Raw genomic sequence first — 18,757 nt, 5'->3', positions numbered from 1 at the left:
CCCTGGCTCCTAGACGGAGTGACCTGCCTAGAGCCTCTGAGAGGCCCGGATGACGACAAGGTGACGCAAGTCCTGAACGTGAAAACCACGAAGCATGCCCTCAACGCTAGACCAGAGACCACTCACCAAGCTTACTGAATTGTAATCGAACCGTCGGCGGTCATGTGGCATCGTGTCCTGGCTCAGTGACGTGGAAATCTTGATCCATTACCTGAGTTAAGTGCGTACCAGGACGCGGCATTCACTTGGTAATTGCCAGTGGTTTAACCAGCATCGAGAAGTAATAACTAGAACTTCCCCACCAAACCTCGAACCAACAGCTTCTGCTGTGAGGAGCCCTGCATGTCATTCTTTAAAACTACTACCGTAGCTGCTGCACTTACCGCTGGATTGCTGTTGAGTGCTATGGCCCAAGCACATCCAAAGCTAGTGTCCTCTACACCAGCGGAAGGTTCGACCTCCGTAGCACCGTCCAAAATTGAACTGCATTTCTCGGAAAACCTCACGACTCAGTTCTCCGGTGCGAAGCTGATCATGACCGACATGCCGGGCATGCCGAACTCCCCAATGGCTGTTAAGGCAGGTGTCTCCGGCAGCGACGATCCGAAAACGATGCTCATCACGCCCACCGCTCCGCTCACCACGGGTACCTACAAGGTCGAATGGCGGGCAGTCTCTTCCGACACTCACCCTGTAACTGGCAACCTTGTTTTTAAAGTGAAGTGATCCATGAGCGACTCAATCAATATCGCCGTTCGCTTCGCTCTTTACATGGACCTCATGCTGCTGTTTGGATTGGCCATTTTTGGTTTGTACAGCCTCAGAGGAAAAGAGCGAGTGTTCGGCGCCGTCTTGAACTTTGAGTCGCTAATTTTTGGCACAGTCATTGTTGGCGTACTTCTCTCTCTCGCAGCCATGTTGTTACTTGCCAAGGCAATGAGTGGCGTTTCCGAATTTATGGAACTACATCGCCATATCTTCGAAATGGTGCTTACGGGGACCGATGTCGGGCTCATGTGGATGGTTCGCATAGCTGCCCTGGTACTTGCGGGCATCGGCTTGACGCTAAACAAACGCTATCCGACCCTCAGCTTGTGGGTGGTTACCTTGTGCGGTGCCGTCGCGCTAGCCACCCTTGCCTGGACTGGGCATGGCGCTATGGATGAAGGCGGTAAGCGTTACATGCATTTCGCCAGCGACATCTTCCATCTGCTCGCAGCGGGAGGTTGGCTGGGCGCTCTAGCGGCTTTCGCTTTGTTGTTGCGTACGAAGATACTCAATGGCGAACAAGAGGTACGAATTCTTTCTCGAGTGCTTACGGGATTTGAATCGGCGGGTGCATTGATCGTAGTGAGCTTAGGAATTACCGGCATAGTTAATTATCTATTCATTGTTGGTCCAACACTAGACGGTGTAGTGTTTAGTACTTATGGCGCGCTGCTTTGTTTGAAAATTTTACTATTTGCAGCGATGCTCGTATTAGCTACGGTGAATCGTTTTCACTTGAGTCCGCTCTTGGAGCGTTCGATCCAGAGCCGAGAATACACGGGTGCCGTTAATGCTTTGCGACGCAGTATGGCCCTGGAGTTCTCTGTGGCAATAATCATAGTGTGCCTAGTCGCTTGGCTTGGAACCTTGAGCCCAGAGATGGATATGGGCACTGTATAGGGGGGAAAAAATTCGCATACAGCAGGGAGCGTAATAGCACCATCCGCAGCCCCGCTTCTGCTTGGTTCATTTATGGGCAGCCATCTCTCCTATCCCAAGTCGGTGACCTGTAAAGCTCCTGGGGCAGCAGGCGAGCATTTTCGATTAGTGCGTTGATGACCGATTCGGTGTCCTTGCTGGCAACCTTCCCAAGCATCACGTAGCGGGTATGGCGCTCGACAAACATGGCGATTTGGCTGTTCTTGCTGCCGAACAACACATCACCTTTCCAGTGGCCGGGTAGTTGAACGTGCCGTTGATCGTGTCATACAAAGTGCAGTAAGTCGCCAGTCAATCGATTCGTCATCTTTCGCGAAGAAGGCTGTAAAAAGGTTAGTCACGGTTTCCCAAACTCACTATGAGTCAGATCCATCCACGATGTCTGGAAATACAAAAGCACCGGGTCGAACACCGGGACCTTGATATCCAACTCAACTTACGTGGCCAGGCCGTCGATGGATTTTCAGAGGTCCACGGCCTAGTGTAGAGGAAGTCACAGGCCAGCAGCGGCGGGCATCTCGGTTGGGGCGGTGAGGGTGTTAAGGAAATGGGAGCGGATTTATTACTCCTTCACTTAACGGTCCCACCTGGCCGATTTTTGCCGGTTGCTACAGGCAGCTTGGGTCGGTTTCAGCCGGTCACGACAGGCAGAAAACGGCCAGAAGCAGACATCAATATAGGGGTACAACTCTGTGGGAGCGGGCTTGCCCGCGAAAGCAGCACCGCGGTGGTTCAGACAGACCGCGGCGTCTGAATCGCGGGCAAGCCCGCTCCCACAGTGCCCCGCCATTGGCAGCTTCGGGTCGGAAACAGCAATGCCATGGTTACTTGCAGCTCATCCCCTGTTGCACCCTCCCCCTTACCGCGCTAACCTTCGCCCGTCGCTGCAAATTCAGCGATCGGGTCTGCAACCCCGCCGAAAACACCAGGCGCATAGTGCCCTCCGTAAACAGCTCGGCGCTTTTTTTGTGCCGCAGTTTTATGGTGGCTGTGCGTGGGAGACCTTCGGGTCTGCCGGGTGCCTGGTTTCCCGGTCTTGCAGACCCGCGCACAGCTGCCACCCGCCGGCACTATCCTCAAAACCGTCACCCCCCCCTTCGGCTCCTGCGACGCCGGCCACGAACCCTTGTTCGCCGTCCGCGCCGGAATCAACGCCGAAGACGCCCTGGTCCATGCCTCACTCTTTCTCAAATGCGCAGTCGATACGGCCTACGCCGCCACCGAATGCCCCGGTGCTCACGAGAAAGGCCTGATCTGGTCAACGATGCATTCGATCGAAACGGCCCAGGCAATCATCAATGCATTACTCGATGGCGCTGAAGGTATGAACCCCGAGCGTAAGGCTAACGGCGGGTTGTAAGCAGGTGGCGTAGCGACTACCGCATGCCCCCTCAAAAGCAGCACCGGCCTCGCAGGACGGTGCTGTCAGGGCAAGCATTCCCTCCTGCCCTAGTGGGAAATTCCGGCAAGCAGATCCGAATCCTGCTCCGCCCGCTCGCTCAACCATTGCGATACGGCGCGGAACCTGGCGACCTGGCCAGCATCCTTGTGACTGAGTAACCACAGCTCTCTCTGTGATACTGGGTCCTGCTGGAGCCGGACAAGGTTCAAGCGATCACCGACTACGCACGGAAGCAGTGCGACGCCGACCCCTGCCTCGCAAGCGCGTGCAATCATCGAGATGCTGGTCAGCCGTATCGTCTGAGTCGGCGCCATCCTGGCCAGCCATTGCATCTCGGCCAACCTGGACATCTCGTCCGGGAATGCCAGCCAGGGAAGTGTTGGCCATTCCTTGCGTGATGCTCCGGAGAATTTCCCGGCACCGTACACAGCGAAACCCAGCGTCCCGATCTTGCGCATCCGCAGGGCCGCGTCTGCGGTTGGCCGATTCAGGCGAATGGCGAGATCGGCCTCACGCCGGGTGAAAGACAGTTCGCGAAAATCCCCGATGAAGTTCAGTTCAAGGTGCGGATGTTTTGCCAACAGTCCCGGTACATGACCCACAAGCCAATAACTGAGCAGGACGTCGATTGCGGTGATATTGACCGCACCAGAGATGTCCTGTGTCTCCTCCCGGCTCTCAAGCAGCATTGTCTTGACGCGGTCGGCGATGGTGTCCGCATGGGACAGGAAGACCTTGCCGCCTTCGGTCGGCTGATAGCCGGTGTGGCCGCGGATGAACAGTTTGATCCCCAGCGCTTGCTCGGCTGCCGCGACCCGTCGGCTCACAGTGGAAGTCACCAGGCCGAGGTCGCGCGCTGTCTGGGCCATGTTGCCGGACTCGGCGAGTTTCAACAGCAGGGGAATGTCGTTCCAGTCGAAGTTCATGGGGCAAGCCCCCTAAGCAATGGTTGCGCCAAATTCGTTGCTTTTTTGCAACGTACGATTGCCATCGTAGCTATTTCGGCAACGCTGCGCGAGGCGTAAAAAGTACTCATCGGATCGGCGCAAGCCCTGTCAGGACGGCACTGCTCACGGCATCGACTTCTTCCTCCTTCAAAGGATCAATGACCATGAATACCCAATTTGTCACCCCGCTCAACCAGGCTGCCACTGCCGAGAACCAGTATGTGCAGGTCAACGGAAACCGGATCGCCTACCGTTCCATCGGATCGGGTAGTCCTATCGTCCTGGCCAACCGCATGCGCGGCACGCTCGATACCTGGGATCCGCTGTTCCTGGACAAGCTGGCCGAACGGCATACTGTCATCACCTTCGACTATCCAGGCGTTGGTTATTCGACCGGCACGCTGCCCGACGACATCGGCCAGGTCGCCAGTTTTGTCAACGAATTTGCCACGACCATCAATCTGGACCGATTCGCCATGCTGGGCTGGTCATGGGGCGGCCTCACCACACAGGCCCTGCTGCTCGACCAGCCGGAACGCGTGACCCATGCGATCCTGGTAGGCACCAATCCGCCGGGGCCGAGACAATTTCCGATCCAGCAGGTCTTCATCGAGCGCGCCATGAAACCGATAAATGACCTGGACGATGAAGAAGTGCTGTTCTTCGAGCCGAAGTCCGCGTTCAGCCGCGCGGCAGCCAAGGCCTCTCATGAACGGATCTACGCCCGCCCCGATATCGTGTCGAAAATTCCCTCGCAGATGGCGCAGTTTCAGGTGTACCTGAAGGCGGGCCAAGCCTTTGGCGAGGATAAGTCGGGACGGCGCACCCAGCTGACCCGGACGCGCACGCCGATACTGGTCATCAGTGGCGATAACGACACCAGCACCGCCGGCCAGAACTGGTTCCCGCTCATCGGCCAGCTTCGCAATGCACAGTTCGTCTTCTATCCGGAATCGGGGCATGGCCCGCAACACCAGTACCCGGAGCTGTCGGCCGGGTACATTGCCGACTTCATTGCACGCACATCCAGATAACCACACTCAATTCAGTGGCGAGGACGCTGAATGAGCATCCGTAGGATGCGGCGGTGCGGCGATGGAATCACCGCGGTGATTCAGGCAATCCGAGTCGCCTGGATCGCGAGCAAGCCCGCTCACACAGGCGCAGGATTGCTCGTTGCACGGCGGCAATCTTTTCGGGGCGCTTCATGCGCCTCCATTTTCTGATGTCCTCCTTGCTGCGGGCGCAACTCGCGCACAGGTCAGCGCTGAACTGGCAATCGGAGATACAAGCATTTTCGATATCCCTGGCCATGGTTCAACCCCGCATCGAGCGGCTCGCAGGCAATGCTCTTCGCTATCGAAATGCACATGGGCCGATACCGGGCTGACGATAACATCCGCGTCTCTTAGCGCCGAGGCTGTCAGTTGAACCATGCGCGCGCCCTGCCCATTGGTAAGGGCCTGATCCATATTGGCCTGCATATCGAAGACCCGGTAACGGCCCACCGATGAGGAGCCTTTGCGCCTAGGCGCAACCGCGAGCCGATGCCTGGCGATGTTTTTGAGGTCGGGCAGAACCGTGTTGCGCAAGCGCGAACTGATGGCCTGGACTTGGGGGCAGTATGACCTGGAAGTAACCAACAAGAGCCTAGCCTAGGTCGTCCGTCAATTACGTTTGGGGCTGGAGAAGCTGCAGCCTGATCGGGAGTACATCCAGACGTTGCCCCGAATTGGTTACAAACTCTCGGACGGCGTACGAGTCCAGGAGCTATCAGTCGCAGCGAAAGGAGCACCGGCCGTCTCTGCTCCCGTCGCTAGCAACGAAGGACCGATCCCTGCTGCACCCGCGCCAACCATGGTTGATACGGGAAAGGATGAGGCGCAATCGCCTTCGATCCTGGCCCAGCAGGCGTTACGCGAAACACCTGCTGGGCCGTTGCCAGTGCCTCCGGTGATGTCAGCAAAGCGTTGGGGACCGTAGCTTGCATTGTTTCTGTGGGGATCACTTGCGTTCTGGCTGGGGAGATTCTGGATGACACCGACTGCTGGTGCAGCACCTCCAATGTTCGCAGTCTCTTTAGCGATGAATGAAGTGAGTGTCCAATCACCTTGTCAGCGTCCGCTTCGGGTCGCAAGCACCCTTCGCCACCGGTTGAATCCACAGCCAAAAGCAGCCCTCACTGCTTAAGACGTAAAGCATGAGAAATGCCGTGAAGCTACAGTAATAGCGGGTTGAACCAGGTGAAACCAGTTTTCCTGAAAGGCCGCGTGCTGCACATTCAACCGTAAGACAGGATCTCGGCCTGTCGGGGTGACATCCTGGAGGAGCACTTGATGTATTCAAGCATCTTTTTCGCATGGGGGCTGGCGGCCATTACCGTGGTCTTGCATGCAGTCGGTCTGGCCTTGATGCTGAGGTTTCTGGACCACCGGGGAAATGTCCTTATGACGCAACTAGGGGCCATTAGCACGCGATTGGTGTGGGTCGCCTGCTATATGATTCTGCTGCATTTGATGGCGATCTCGATCTGGGCGACATTCTATGTGTGGCAGGAGTGTCTGCCTGATCTCGAAACGGCGTTTTACTTCTCTGGAGTGACCTATTCGACGATTGGCTTCGGTGATGTGGTTCTGGGGAAACCCTGGCGTCTGTTCGGGTTGATGGAGGGTTTGACCGGCATCCTCATGTGCGGTTTATCCACGGGGGTCTTCTTCGCTGTGGTCAATCATATTTATCTGTTTTTCCACACGAAAAACGACGACAACCACACGTCCTGATTACCGGGCTTGCGGCCGCCCGCGGAGCGGCGGCCATTTCAGAAGAACACCACGAAAACTTGATCTGGCTGCTCGGTGCAGCCGTGGAGAAACTGCGCTGGGCAATCCATTCCAAAAGTGGTCAGGTTGAGATTACAGTGCCATGGCACTCATCACTCAGAAGCAAGCGCGGCGTCACTCCTCACCTGTTGGGTGCCAACAGCCGTCTGGCGAGCCACCTTGAACCATGCGGCGTACAACGCCGGGACGAAGAAGATCGTCAGTAGCGTTGCCACGGTAAGGCCGCCCATGATCGCAATTGCCATCGGCCCCCAGAACACACTGCGCGTTAGCGGGATCATTGCGAGCACGGTGGCCAGCGCCGTCAGCATCACCGGACGCGTCCGGTGAATGGCGGCATCCAGCACAGCATTCCACGGGTCGCGCCCTTCGGCGATCTCGGTTTGTACCTGGTCGATCAGGATCAACGAGTTGCGCATGATCATGCCACCCAGTGCGATAATGCCCAGGATCGCGACGAAGCCCAGCGGCGACTGGAACACCAGCAGCGCCGGCACCACACCGATCAGGCCCAGCGGTGCAGTCAGCATAACCATCCACATGCGAGAAAAGTTCTGCAGTTGCAGCATGAGCAGCAGCAGAATGGTGACCAGCATCAGCGGGGCCACCACGAGCAGCGCCTTGTTGGCCTTGTCACTTTCCTCGACCGCTCCGCCCACATCGATGCGGTAACCCGTCGGCAGCTTTGCTTCGATGTCCTTGAGCAACGGCTGGATTTCCTGGGTCACCGATACACCCTGCTCACCATCCTTCACGTCGGCACGCACGGTGATCGCCATGTCACGGTTGCGGCGCCACAATACCGGTTCTTCCAGCTCGGAGCGCACCTGTGCGACTTGCGACAGTGGCACCACCGTACCCTGGCGCGTGTACAGGTTGATGTCTTTCAGTGTGTCGAGGTTCAAGCGCTCCTCTGGTACGGCACGGGCCACGATGTCGATCAGGTCTTCGTGCTCACGCAGCTGCGACAAGGTTGCGCCGTTCATCACGGTCTGGGTCGCCAGCGACACGTCGGCCGGCGTGAGGCCCAGCGCGCTCGCCTTGTCCTGATCAAGCTCCACCTTCAGTGCACGAACCGGGTCGTTCCAGTCGAGCTGGAGATCCCTTACCTTCGAGTTGGACGCGACCACTTTCTCCACATCGCGGGCGATCTGGCGCACAACCTGGGTATCAGGTCCCACGACGCGGAACTGCACTGGGTAACCGACGGGCGGCCCCAGTTCAAGCCGGGTTACGCGCACCCACGCCTGTGGAAACTGCTGGTCAGCTGCGTTCATCAGCCGCACACGCACCCGCTCGCGCGCGTCCAGATCCTTGGTCATCACGACGAACTGGGCAAAGCCCGGATTCGGCAGTTCGGGGTTGAGCGAGAGATAGAAGCGCGGTGCGCCGGCGCCGGTGTAGGCGGTGAAGTACTTGACCTCCTCGTCCTTCGACAGCACTGCCTCCATCCGCTTCACTTGCTCGGTGGTCGCCGCGATGGACGAACCCTCTTTCAAGCGCAGGTCAATGACCAACTCAGGGCGCGAACTGTTGGGGAAGAATTGCTGCGGCACAAACTTCATGCCGGCCAGAGCAAGTGCCAGGGCGCCAAATGTTACTCCGATGACAACCCAGCGGCGCTCAATGGCGGTATCTATCATGCCGCGCAGCCTGCGGTAGAGCTTAGTGTCATAGGGATCACCGGCATGCTGGTGCTTGCCGAAGTCGTTGGGTAGCATCTTGACCGCCAGGTAGGGTGTGAAGATACCCGAGCAGATCCACGAGAACAGCACCGCGGCGCCGACGATCCAGAAAATGCCACCTGCGTACTCGCCGGTGGTGGACTTCGAGAGACCGATGGGCAGGAAGCCAACGACGGTGATGAGTGCACCGGTCAGGCGCGGCATGGCGGTGGACTGATAGGAGAAGGCGGCCGCCTTCACGCGGTCCATGCCCGCCTCCATCTTCACCACCATCATTTCGATAGCGATGATTGCGTCATCGACCAGCAGGCCGAGCGCAATGATCAGTGAGCCGAGCGAGATACGCTCGAGGTTCCAGCCCATCGCCAGCATTACCAGCGCCACGCCACCCAGCACCAGCGGCACCGAGGTCGCGACCACAATGCCTGTGCGCCACCCGAGACTGGCCAGGCTCACCGCGATCACAATGATCAGCGCCTCCATCAGCGACCGCTCGAAATCCCAGATCGCGTCCTTCACCGTAGAGGGCTGGTCGGCTACGCGCTCCAGTTCCACACCATGTGGCAGCTCGGACTGGATCTTGTCGACCGCCGTCTCCATGGCCTTGCCGAGGTCCACTATATTGCCGTCGTTGGTCATCGTGATGCCAAGCATCAGCACCGGCTGGCCATTGTGGCGGACCGTGTAGGTTGGCGGATCCTCAAAACCACGGGCGACGGTCGCGATGTCGCCAAGCTTGATCAGCCGGCCGCCTGCCGCGATGGGCACGTTGCGGATAGCATCCTCGCTGGCGAACTGGCCGCTCACCCGCACCATGACGCGGTCGCCGTGGGTGTCGATCTGGCCTGCGGGCAACATGGCGTTCTGGCTCTTTAGGCTTTCGGCGATGGCCAGCGGTGTAATGCCCAGCGCTGCCAGGCGCTCGTGCGAGAACTCGACGTAGACACGCTTGGCCTGCTTGCCGATGAGATCGATCTTCTTGACCATCGGCACCTTCAGCATCTGGCGCTTGATGTCCTCGGCCGCGTCCGACAGGTCGGCGTGGCCGACGCCGTCGCCCTTGACCGCGTACATCAGGCCATACACGTCGCCGTACTCGTCGTTGAGGATCGGGCCGATCACGCCGTCAGGCATCTCCAGGCTCAGGTCGTTGAGTTTCTTGCGCGCCTGGTACCAGGCCTCGCGCTGGTCAGCCTTTGAGGTGCCGCCGCGCACGGTGAGCGTCATGCCGGCGTAGCCTTGCCGCGCGTAGGTGACCACTTTCTCGAAGTTGTCGATCTGTTCGAATTTTTTCTCCATGCGATTGAGGACCTGGTCCTGCAATTGCTGGGCAGTAGCGCCCGGCCAGATGACCATGGCGGTCATGGAGGGCACGGAAAAGTTCGGATCTTCGAGCTGACCAAGGCGGGTGAAGCTGAAGGCGCCGGCCAACGCGACAATGAGGAGCATGAACAGGACAATCGCGCGATGACGCAGCGCCCAGTCGGTGAGGTTGAAATTGTTCATCGAGCTGCCTGCTGCGTGGTGTTCGTGTCAACAATCGCCGTGCCGGGAAGCGCGACCTTCAGTCCGGACGCCATCTTCTGCACCCCGGCGGTGACGACCAATGCGCCGGTCTGCGGCCCGGAGACGAGCACCTCGTCGTTGCGGTAGCCCCACACCGCCACAGGCACCAGTTCGACAGTGCCCACCGGATCCTTGCCCGCGGGCGTGACCACCCATAGCGCCGGCTGGCCGCCGCTTTGCGTCAGTGCGGTGGCTGGTACCGCCGCCACCGAGAGACTTGTCATCACGCGTTCGGCCGTTACCGTAGCGGTGGCGCCCAGCGGCAGCGCCTGCACCGGCTTGAGCCGCGCGCGATAGGTGCGCGTCTGCGCTGCTGCCTGCGGCGACAGCTCGCGCAGCGTGACATCGAAGGACTCACTCGGTGCACTGGCCAGCGAAGCCTTGAAATTCGCCTCCTTGAAGACAGACAGCTGATCTTCGGGCACATCGATGACGATCTCGGATTCATCCGGATTCGCAACCGAGACAACCGGTTGGCCCTCCGCCACTACCTGCCCCGCCTCAAAGCGCACAGCCGTGACGACTCCGCTACGAGAAGCGCGCAGCACGGTGTACTTGAGCCGGTTACGCGCAAGCTCAAGCTTTCGCGCTTCGGCCTCGGCGGTCGCATGAGCGGTCTGGGCATTGGTATGCGCACGCTCGTCATCGGCCGCACTGACCGAGCCGTCAGTCTTCAGCGCGGTCAGGCGCTGGCGGTCCGAGTCGGCCTGGCGCGTCTGCTCGACGGCAACCGCCCACTGCTGTCGCGACGCTTCCTCAGCAAGGCGGTAGTCGCTGTCATCCAGCACAGCCAGTATGTCGCCTTCGCTCACGAACTGGCCTACATCGACCTTGCGCTGGGCTACCTTGCCGCCCACGCGGAAGGCCTGGTCGACTTCATGCCGCGACTGTACGGTGCCCACGTAGCGACTGATATCGCGGACATTGTCGTAGCTGACTTCAACGGTGCGTACCGGTCGTGGTGCCTGCACGGTGGGCTGTTCGGGGCTGCACGCGGACAGCATGACGGCTACGGCCAGGGCGCCGGCCGCAGTAAGGGTGGTTTTCAAGGCTGTTCCTCTTTGAAAAACGGCAGATTCTCAGGAAAGTGGTGGCCGGTCGGCTGCAGTGGCTGCAGTGGGGTTGGCGGGTTGTTCGAACACCTGCCAGCCTCCGCCCAGTGCCTTGTAGAGCTGCACGCTATCGAGCAGCAGCCGGGTGTTGCTGTCGTTGGCACTCAGGCGTACCGCCAGGCGCGCCCGTTGCGCGTCCAGCAGCGGCAACAGGTCGATCTGCCCCCTGTCGTAGAGCGACTGCGCGTGGCTCAGCGCAGCCTCTGCGGACTCGGTGGCCGACTGCAACGACTGGGCGCGGTGACGCTCTTGCGCCTGCGTGACGAGGGCGTTCTCGACATCCTCGAGAGCGCGCACAATGCCGTCCTCGGCGCGCAGTAGCGCCTCACGCTGGCCGCTCTCGGCGACCTCGTTGATCGCGCGCGTGCGCCCGGCGTTGAAGATCGGCATGGTGAGCAGACTAGCCACGTTGGTGAAGCTGGCGGTGCCCAGATTCAGACCGTTCAGCTCAAGGCCCTGGCGGCCGTAGGATGCCCCGAGGAACAGCCGCGGGAACCACTCGGCCGCGGCTTGTTGACGGCGCGCATTGGCGGCATCGACCTGCGCCAACAGCGCCAGTACATCAGGCCGGCGCTGCAGCAAGGTGGCGGGCTGCCCCTGCCGGGCCTCGGGCGCCACCACGTTGACATGGGAGGGCTGGATACTCGCGGCGTTAAAGGCCTGGTCACCGATCAATACTGCGATGCGGTGCCGCGCCACAGCAGCCAGGGTTTCCAACGGAGGGATCTGCGCGTGCGCCGATGCGGCATCGGTCTGTGCACGCTCGACGTCGAAGGAGGTTGCCAGCCCTGCACGGTGGCGGGCATTGACCAGGCGCAGTGTCTCGTCCTGCGCCGTCGAGATCGCGCGTAATGTTTCGACCTGGCGCAGCGCGCCGACCAGCGTGAAGTAGTTGCTGGCGACGTCGCTCATCACCAGCAGGCGCACGCCACGTACGCCGTCCTCCGCGGCCAATGCCTCGGCATCGGCCGCTGCCGCGCCAGCGCGCAGGCGTCCGCTCAGGTCAAGTTCCCACGAGACGTCCAGGCCCGCGCCCACGGCCTCGGCATCTGGATAACCCTGTTTCTTGGCAGTGCTGTAGCCGGTGCTATGGTCGGAGCCGAAGGCGGACATGCCGACACTCGGAAAGAGCCAGGAACGACTGATCGTCTCACCGGCGCGAGCAGTGCGCACGCGCTCGGCGGCGATCTTGATATCACGGTTCTCGCGCATCGCGCGGCGCACCAGATCCGCCAAAACCGGGTCATTGAACGTCTCCCACCACGCGACTTCGGGCTCCATCTCCGAGGCCGTGCTGGCGGCGAACCTGGCTGCCACGGGCACCGACGGTTTGACGATTTCCGTGGAACAACCGGAAAAGGTCAAGGCGATAGACACGACGAGTGCCGCACCAACGACGACGCCGACCAGGCGTTCAGCATGTTGCAGGGGCGTCTTCCCGGCAAGGCGGGTCAACGGATGGAGGGTTGGAAGTCGCGGCATCGGATTGGACTCGTGTAAATTCGAGGTTGCATCAGCGTAGGACCCGGTGTGCGCGAAGTCGTCAGCGAAGCGTCGCCGTTCGGTCGCCATATCGAGCGCTCATTCAGGTTGGAGACGTCACTCGCCGTCGGCATCTGTCGCGTGCTCTCCCGCCGCCGACACAAGGTCCGAGGCAATCGACTCCAACAGCTCTTCGGCGGACGAGAACTCGCGCTGACGTCCGGTGACCAGGTTTTCGAGGCGGCCGGCCAGGGCCCCCGGCGCGGAATCGCTACGCAGCTTCACTACGTACGAGCGGCGGCTCGGGTACTTGGATTCAGGATTCAGGCTCATTGCAGACCAGGGGATAAGAAAGTTCGACGACAGCGTAGGCCGCTCCCCGGGTCGAGTCGTAAGCGAAAGGTCGGACTTCGGTCAATGCCTTGTAGGAGCGAGCTTGCTCCTACAGTGTCAAGCCGACGGAGCAGCCTGAAGCAACGAGCGCGCACGTTTCACCAGCTCGGTTCCGTCAGTTTCGGGCAACTGGTCAACCAGCGTCGCCAATGCCTGGTGGTCCACGGCCGCGGCGTGGTGGTGTTCACACAGCTCGACCAGTGCGAGCAGCTCCAACCACGGTGCGTCCTGGGTACGAGCCTCCTCAACCGCGCACCGCACCGCGGCGCAGCTGGCGTCAGGCCGCCCTTGCGCTCGCGCGATCGCTGCCTCCAGCAGCAAAAGCTGCGGCAGGTACACGCGCTCGCCCAGTTCCTCACCCACCCGCAGTGCTTCCTGAAGCTCGACTTGCGCTGCGCTGCAATCACCCGCCAGCAACAACGCCTCGGCGGCGTAGCCGAGCACCTCACTGGCGCCGGAGCGCATGCCGAGCCCGGTGTGTTCTTCATAGGCCTCGCGTATGCGACGATAGCCGTCGAGCGGCGCGCCGTTGCGCGCGTCGGCCCAGCCGCGCCACCAGCGGCAAGCCGTACGCCCCAGTGCGAGCGAATACTCATCGACCAGCTTCTGCATGTCGTCAGCCAGCACTGCCACACGGGCATGGTTGCCCATCCGCACCTCGATCAGCACCTCCTGCCAGGCGGCGACCAGCCAGGTCATAGGCTGGCGAAGCGCCTGCGCGCGGGTTCGCGCCCGTTGCATGTGGGTTCGGCCTTGCTCAACCAGGCCACAACGCACGAGTTCTATGGCCAGCATACCGTGCAGCATGACCTGAGGATCGGCCGCAAAGATCTCGCTCGCACCGATGTCCAACGGCTCGGCGATCGCGAGGGCGCGCTCCAGCCAACTGCGGGTCATCTGCGTGCGCCCCTGGAGGTGATGCACCTCGCCCTGCACGATGCACGCCGCCAGCATGAGCACTGGATCGTTCGCCGCGCACGAGAGGTCTTCGGCGCGTTCCGCCACCTCCAGCGCCAGCGCATAGTCGCCGCGCAGACCGAGCAGATAGCCGAATCCGTGCAGCAGGCGACCGCGCATTGGATGTTCGGGTACATCCGCCAGCAGCGTGTACGCGCGTTCGAACGCATTCCTGGCTTCGCTGCCGACACCGAACGTGTGGAAAGCCGACACCCCCTGCAGCGTGGCCAGGGTAATTTCGAGCGCATCGCGCTCCGTCCCTTCCGGGGCCTGCTTCAGCAGGACCAACGCACGCTCAGTGAGACCGATGCACAAGGCTGGGCTGAAATGCAGCAGCGCGGCTTCTGCGGCCTCGGCGTAGTAGCGCAGTGCGACCATCGGCTGCCGAGCCCGGTCGAAGTGCATTGCCAGCTCCGAGGCAGCAACCGGCACGCCGGCCGAGCGCTCGCGTTCGAGGGCAGCGCCAACCTGGCGATGGAGGTGGATGCGCAATGAACGCGGCGTGCGGTCGTACAGCACCTGACGGAAGAGAGCATGCCGGAACAAGTAGGGTAACTCTACGGTCTCTTCAACGTCGGTGGCCCGTGACCGTGTGAGCCAGACCTGCTCGAGAATCAACTCCTCACAGGCATGGGCCACCGAAGCGAAATCGCGCTCCAGGGCCAGCGCAACCGTCTCAACCCGGAATTCGTCCCCGCACACCGCGGCTGCCGAGAGCAGCGCACGCTGCTCCTGCCCAAGCCTGGCGATGTAGTGATCAATGATGGCCGCGAGGTTTTCAGGGACCGCCACACCTGCAAGCCGAGCCTCGATGGTGGCATCGTCGTCCGCTGGGTCCATTACTTCACTGATGACCGACGATACGAACAACGGCACACCGTCAGTGCGCTCGTGCAGGGCGCGCACGAAGGCTTCAGCGCGCGCGAGCGAGGCAGAACGCAGTGCAACATAGTCAGCGACCTCGGTTTCCGAGAACGGATCGAGCACCACTTCCTCGCACAGACGTTGCAGGCGCAGTTCGTGACGCAGCGAACTGAGGGGATGATCGAGCGCTACCACCTCGGCGAGACGGAAACTCGACAGCCACATAAGCCGCGTGCGACCACGTCGCCGCGCCATATAGTCAATGAGTTGGACCGTCGCCCGATCGCTCCAATGCAAGTCTTCGGTCACCAGCAACAGCGGTCGCTGCTCCGTGTAGCGGTCAAGCAGTTCGCCCATTTCCCGGAGCATGCGATCCGGACCGATGCCGGCAAGCTCGCGCCGCAACGCATCTCGCTCTTGCGCGGTGCTTAGCCACGGCAGTTGCAGCAGCCAGGTCGGCGCCACGGCGCGCAGCAGGGCTGGCAAGGTGGGGTCGCTGCGGCACAGATCGGCCAACGCCTCCAGCACCGGCAGGTACGGCTCGCCAGTGCCGTAGTGCTCCACGCAATGGCCGCGGGCGCAGGCGATGCCGCCCAGGCTGGAGATGAAATGCTCGATCAACGTGGTCTTGCCAATTCCCGGTTCACCGGCTAACCAGACCACGGCGCGTTGGCCGCCGTCAGCGCGTTCCCACGCCCGTTGCAGTATCGAGACCTCATTGTGGCGACCGATGAATGGCGGCGACGGATGCGCGCCGGCCGCCGGCACCGTCGCGGATGCAAGCGGCATCGAAGATCCGGGGGACGGCGCGGCGATGAAGCGATAGCCGCGCCGGGATACGGTCTCGATGAAACGGGGCCGTCTGGGATCGTCGCCCAGCACCTTGCGCAGGTCGCTGATGGCCGTCTTCAGCACCGAATCGCTGACGAACCGATGCCCCCACACGGCATCGAGCAAGGCATCCTTGGTCACCAGCGATCCCGGCTGGCGTGCTAGTGCGCAAAGCAGTGTGAAGGGGGTTGGCGCCAGCGCCACGGTTTCCCCATTACGTAACAAGCAAGCGTTGGCCTCGTCGAGCTCGAATTCGACGAAGCAGATCTGGACCGGGTTCGGATGGAGCTGCGGACGCGCCACGTTTGATTCCTGAAGACTAAAACATCGTTTCTAGTACTGGGCCAGTATTCCAATGACAACGCTGATCGGCTCGGAAGCCAAGCCTCTCCGGTCGGAAACTGACGCAAACAACTGCCCGCAGGCCATCGCGGGTCAACTCAATAAGTAGCCCCACTCAAGGAACAAGCACCTCATCCCGGTGCGCTAATGCCCCTCAAAAATAAATGACATAAATTTCAATATTGAATATTGTCTCATTTTTGCATACCTTGACACTGCCTGACGACGAGACCTGCGCGTCTCTCGATTTCAATCACCACAAGGGCTCGAGATGAATAACAACAAGAAAGTTTCCGAATCGCCTCCCTCCGCCGTCGATGTCCTGGTGGTCGGTAACGGTCCGGTAGGTGCGACAATCGCGGCGCTGCTCGGCCGCTATGGCGTGACGACGCTGGTATTGGACAAGACCCATGAGGTCGTACTGATGCCCCGCGCCATTGCCCTGGACAACGAGGCGCTGCGCATCCTGCAACTTGCCGGATTGTCGGAAGACGCTTTCGAGAAGATCGCTATCCCGGAAGTGAGGATGCACTCCCCGGTTCTCGGGCAATTCGGCCGGGCCAATACCACCGGATGCATCGATGGCCATCCCAAACTTGTGACGTTCTATCAACCCGACCTTGAACACGCGGTGCGCAGCCAGGTTTCCCGTCTGAAGACAGTGACCAGCCTCGGCGGCTTCGAGCTAGAGAGCCTGGTCGAGGAATCGGATTGTGTCGTCGCCTGCGTACGGGACCAGAATGGCCAAACGCATTTCGTTCGCGCCCAATACCTGGTAGGCGCAGATGGCGCAAGCTCCAGAGTCAGGGGACTGATTGGCCAGGAATTCGAAGGACAGACCTATGCGGAGGACTGGCTGATTGTCGATGCCAGGAACCGGCACGCGTCAGCAATTGATCACATTGAGTTCATCTGTGATCCACGGCGACCAACGCCACACATGCCCGCTCCCGGTGGAAGGGAGCGTTGGGAGTTCATGCTGCACCCGGGTGAATCCCGGGAAGAGCTGGAAAGCCCGCAAAGCATAGCCCGGCTGATCTCGCCGTGGGTCGATCCGCAGGAGCTGGAAATCGAGCGCAAGGCGGTGTATCGATTCCACGCGCGCTGCTGCAAAAAATTCAGCAAGGGACGCATCTTTCTCGCTGGGGATGCAGCCCACATTACCCCCCCCTTTGTCGGGCAAGGTCTCGTTGCGGGCCTTCGAGATGGCGCCAATCTGGCCTGGAAACTGGCCTGGGTCCTGCGCGGCCATGCCGCACCATCAGTGCTCGATACCTATGACGTAGAGCGTCGTCCCCATGCCCAGGCGATGATCGATCTGGCGAAACTCATGGGCCGTCTGGTGATGCCCAGAAACAAGATCACCGCTTTCTTCGTCCACGGCCTGATGCGCATGCTGGCGTTGACTCCCGCTACCAGAAGGTACTTCGAACAACTGGACATCAAACCGAAGAACATCTTCAAACGCGGTCTGTTCATGCAGCATCGTCGTGGCGACAAGCTGGTTCGTGGCAGTCTGTTTCCCCAGGCCTGGGTTCGCAACATGCAAAAACAGATCCGATTGAGCGACGACGCCCTGGGAGACAACCTGACCCTGGTTGGATTCGGTGTTGACCCGTTGTCACTGCTGACCGCTGATCAGGTCGTTTACTGGGAAAAAATGGGCGGCCACTTCCTGGAGATCAGAACACGCGGCAAGCGCGCCGGCGGCAGTTGCGACTTCATCGAAGACCTGAACCATGAGATCCTGCCGCTGGCTGCCAAAGGAACGCTGGTCGCGGTCCGCCCCGACCGCATCATCATGCACCACGCCCCGGGTGCAGAAGCAGGCAGTCTCCTTCGAGACTGCAGGGAGCTTTTGGGCAGCGCCGGTTCCACTGCCAATAGCCTTTCCATTACCATCAACGAGCCCCCTCGATTACGAGCCTGAAAATGCCCTCCCCCACTCCTTCTGCAGAAACAACCGCGCCACAGCCTCTCACGCGAGGCCACAAGAAGCGTGAGCGCACCCGTCTCGGGCTGGTGGACGCGGCGTTACGACTTGTCGCACGCAAGGAGGTGGGGGAAATTGCCCTGCTCGAGGTCGCCGCGGAGGCCGCGGTATCCAACGGCACCATCTACAACTATTTTCGAACTCGCGACGAAGTGCTCGAGGCGGTTGGCATCGCCATGGCGACCGAGTTCTCCGATGCCATTTCCGCCCTGAGCTCGGACATTCACTGCGGCGCGCAGCGGCTTGCGATTGGCGTACGCATGTTCGTCTGCCGGGCCGCCGACGACCACCAATGGGCCAACGCACTGCTGCGCATCATCCATTTCGATCAGGCCATGCGTTCTCGCTTGGCCGCCCATGTACTTGGCGACCTGCGTGAAGGCCTGCGCGAGGGCGCTTTCGCGTTCGAGGATGAAGGGATCGCCCTGGACATGGTGATCTCGTGCACAACCGGGGCAATGCGCTCGGTTGTCGAGGGACGTGCGGTGGCAGAGCATGACGTGCGTGTGGCCGAGATGATTCTCAAGGCTCTGGGCGTAACACCTGCCAGAGCCAAGAAAATCGCCAGCCTGCCGCTACCCGTCCGGTCCTGATGAAAACGGCACGGCGGCCACCTTGCAGCCTCACTGCACATAA

At 60.7% G+C, this 18,757-nt stretch carries 14 protein-coding genes and 1 pseudogene; 7 read left to right on the top strand and 8 right to left on the bottom strand.

Annotated features, from left to right (window positions below; translation table 11 throughout):
• Nucleotides 1-342 precede the first annotated feature (342 nt).
• Nucleotides 343-726 carry a copper homeostasis periplasmic binding protein CopC gene (copC, locus tag F2S13_RS06655; protein ID WP_166359678.1) on the top strand — a complete coding sequence of 128 codons (384 nt, stop codon included), beginning with the start codon at nt 343-345 and terminating at the stop codon, nt 724-726.
• Between the two features lie 3 nt (nt 727-729).
• The gene (copD, locus tag F2S13_RS06650; RefSeq protein WP_166359677.1) at nt 730-1,668 is read left to right on the top strand and encodes a copper homeostasis membrane protein CopD; all 939 of its coding nucleotides are present in this window, start codon (nt 730-732) and stop codon (nt 1,666-1,668) included.
• Nucleotides 1,669-1,756: 88 nt separating this feature from the next.
• Here copD and F2S13_RS06645 read toward each other — a convergent pair.
• Nucleotides 1,757-1,951: pseudogene (locus F2S13_RS06645) on the bottom strand (IS30 family transposase); the annotation flags it as partial.
• 750 nt (nt 1,952-2,701) lie between these two features.
• Here F2S13_RS06645 and F2S13_RS06640 point away from each other — a divergent pair.
• Entirely contained in the window at nt 2,702-3,067 is a 366-nt protein-coding gene (locus F2S13_RS06640; RefSeq protein ID WP_343047357.1) for a DUF3077 domain-containing protein, read from the top strand.
• 89 nt (nt 3,068-3,156) lie between these two features.
• Here the strand turns inward: F2S13_RS06640 and F2S13_RS06635 are convergent, their stop codons facing one another.
• Nucleotides 3,157-4,035 (bottom strand): LysR family transcriptional regulator, encoded by an 879-nt coding sequence (locus F2S13_RS06635; RefSeq protein ID WP_166359676.1) that lies wholly within the window; start codon nt 4,033-4,035, stop codon nt 3,157-3,159.
• A 185-nt stretch (nt 4,036-4,220) separates the two neighbouring features.
• Between F2S13_RS06635 and F2S13_RS06630 the strand changes: the two genes are divergently transcribed.
• Nucleotides 4,221-5,090 carry an alpha/beta fold hydrolase gene (locus tag F2S13_RS06630; protein WP_166359675.1) on the top strand — a complete coding sequence of 290 codons (870 nt, stop codon included), beginning with the start codon at nt 4,221-4,223 and terminating at the stop codon, nt 5,088-5,090.
• A gap of 67 nt (nt 5,091-5,157) precedes the next feature.
• Here the strand turns inward: F2S13_RS06630 and F2S13_RS06625 are convergent, their stop codons facing one another.
• The gene (locus F2S13_RS06625) at nt 5,158-5,370 is read right to left on the bottom strand and encodes a DUF1289 domain-containing protein (RefSeq protein ID WP_166359674.1); all 213 of its coding nucleotides are present in this window, start codon (nt 5,368-5,370) and stop codon (nt 5,158-5,160) included.
• A gap of 1,022 nt (nt 5,371-6,392) precedes the next feature.
• On the opposite strand from F2S13_RS06625, the gene F2S13_RS06620 reads away from it, so the two are divergent.
• Nucleotides 6,393-6,836, top strand: coding sequence for a potassium channel family protein (locus tag F2S13_RS06620; protein ID WP_166359673.1), 444 nt, complete (start codon nt 6,393-6,395; stop codon nt 6,834-6,836).
• 152 nt (nt 6,837-6,988) lie between these two features.
• Here F2S13_RS06620 and F2S13_RS06615 read toward each other — a convergent pair whose 3' ends face one another.
• From F2S13_RS06615 to F2S13_RS06595, 5 genes are all read right to left on the bottom strand, one after another.
• Nucleotides 6,989-10,087: an efflux RND transporter permease subunit gene (locus F2S13_RS06615; RefSeq protein WP_166359672.1), complete on the bottom strand. Its 3,099-nt coding sequence runs from the start codon at nt 10,085-10,087 to the stop codon at nt 6,989-6,991.
• On the bottom strand, nt 10,084-11,196 hold the full coding sequence (locus F2S13_RS06610; RefSeq protein WP_166359671.1) for an efflux RND transporter periplasmic adaptor subunit: 1,113 nt from the start codon (nt 11,194-11,196) through the stop codon (nt 10,084-10,086). The genes F2S13_RS06615 and F2S13_RS06610 overlap by 4 nt, the downstream gene beginning before the upstream one ends.
• Nucleotides 11,197-11,226: 30 nt before the next feature.
• Entirely contained in the window at nt 11,227-12,741 is a 1,515-nt protein-coding gene (locus tag F2S13_RS06605; protein ID WP_166359670.1) for an efflux transporter outer membrane subunit, read from the bottom strand.
• A 117-nt stretch (nt 12,742-12,858) separates the two neighbouring features.
• The gene (locus F2S13_RS06600) at nt 12,859-13,074 is read right to left on the bottom strand and encodes a hypothetical protein (protein WP_166359669.1); all 216 of its coding nucleotides are present in this window, start codon (nt 13,072-13,074) and stop codon (nt 12,859-12,861) included.
• A gap of 117 nt (nt 13,075-13,191) precedes the next feature.
• The gene (locus F2S13_RS06595) at nt 13,192-16,089 is read right to left on the bottom strand and encodes an AAA family ATPase (protein ID WP_166359668.1); all 2,898 of its coding nucleotides are present in this window, start codon (nt 16,087-16,089) and stop codon (nt 13,192-13,194) included.
• A gap of 310 nt (nt 16,090-16,399) precedes the next feature.
• Between F2S13_RS06595 and mhpA the strand changes: the two genes are divergently transcribed.
• Nucleotides 16,400-18,058, top strand: coding sequence for a bifunctional 3-(3-hydroxy-phenyl)propionate/3-hydroxycinnamic acid hydroxylase MhpA (mhpA, locus tag F2S13_RS06590; RefSeq protein ID WP_166359667.1), 1,659 nt, complete (start codon nt 16,400-16,402; stop codon nt 18,056-18,058).
• Nucleotides 18,059-18,060: 2 nt separating this feature from the next.
• Nucleotides 18,061-18,714: a TetR/AcrR family transcriptional regulator gene (locus tag F2S13_RS06585; RefSeq protein WP_166359666.1), complete on the top strand. Its 654-nt coding sequence runs from the start codon at nt 18,061-18,063 to the stop codon at nt 18,712-18,714.
• Nucleotides 18,715-18,757: the final 43 nt, after the last annotated feature.

Origin of the sequence: Pseudomonas akapageensis (genome assembly GCF_011355085.1) — a bacterium.
In the GTDB taxonomy this organism is placed as follows: Bacteria; Pseudomonadota; Gammaproteobacteria; order Pseudomonadales; family Pseudomonadaceae; genus Aquipseudomonas; species Aquipseudomonas akapageensis.
This window is presented reverse-complemented; position numbering and strand designations above follow the sequence as displayed.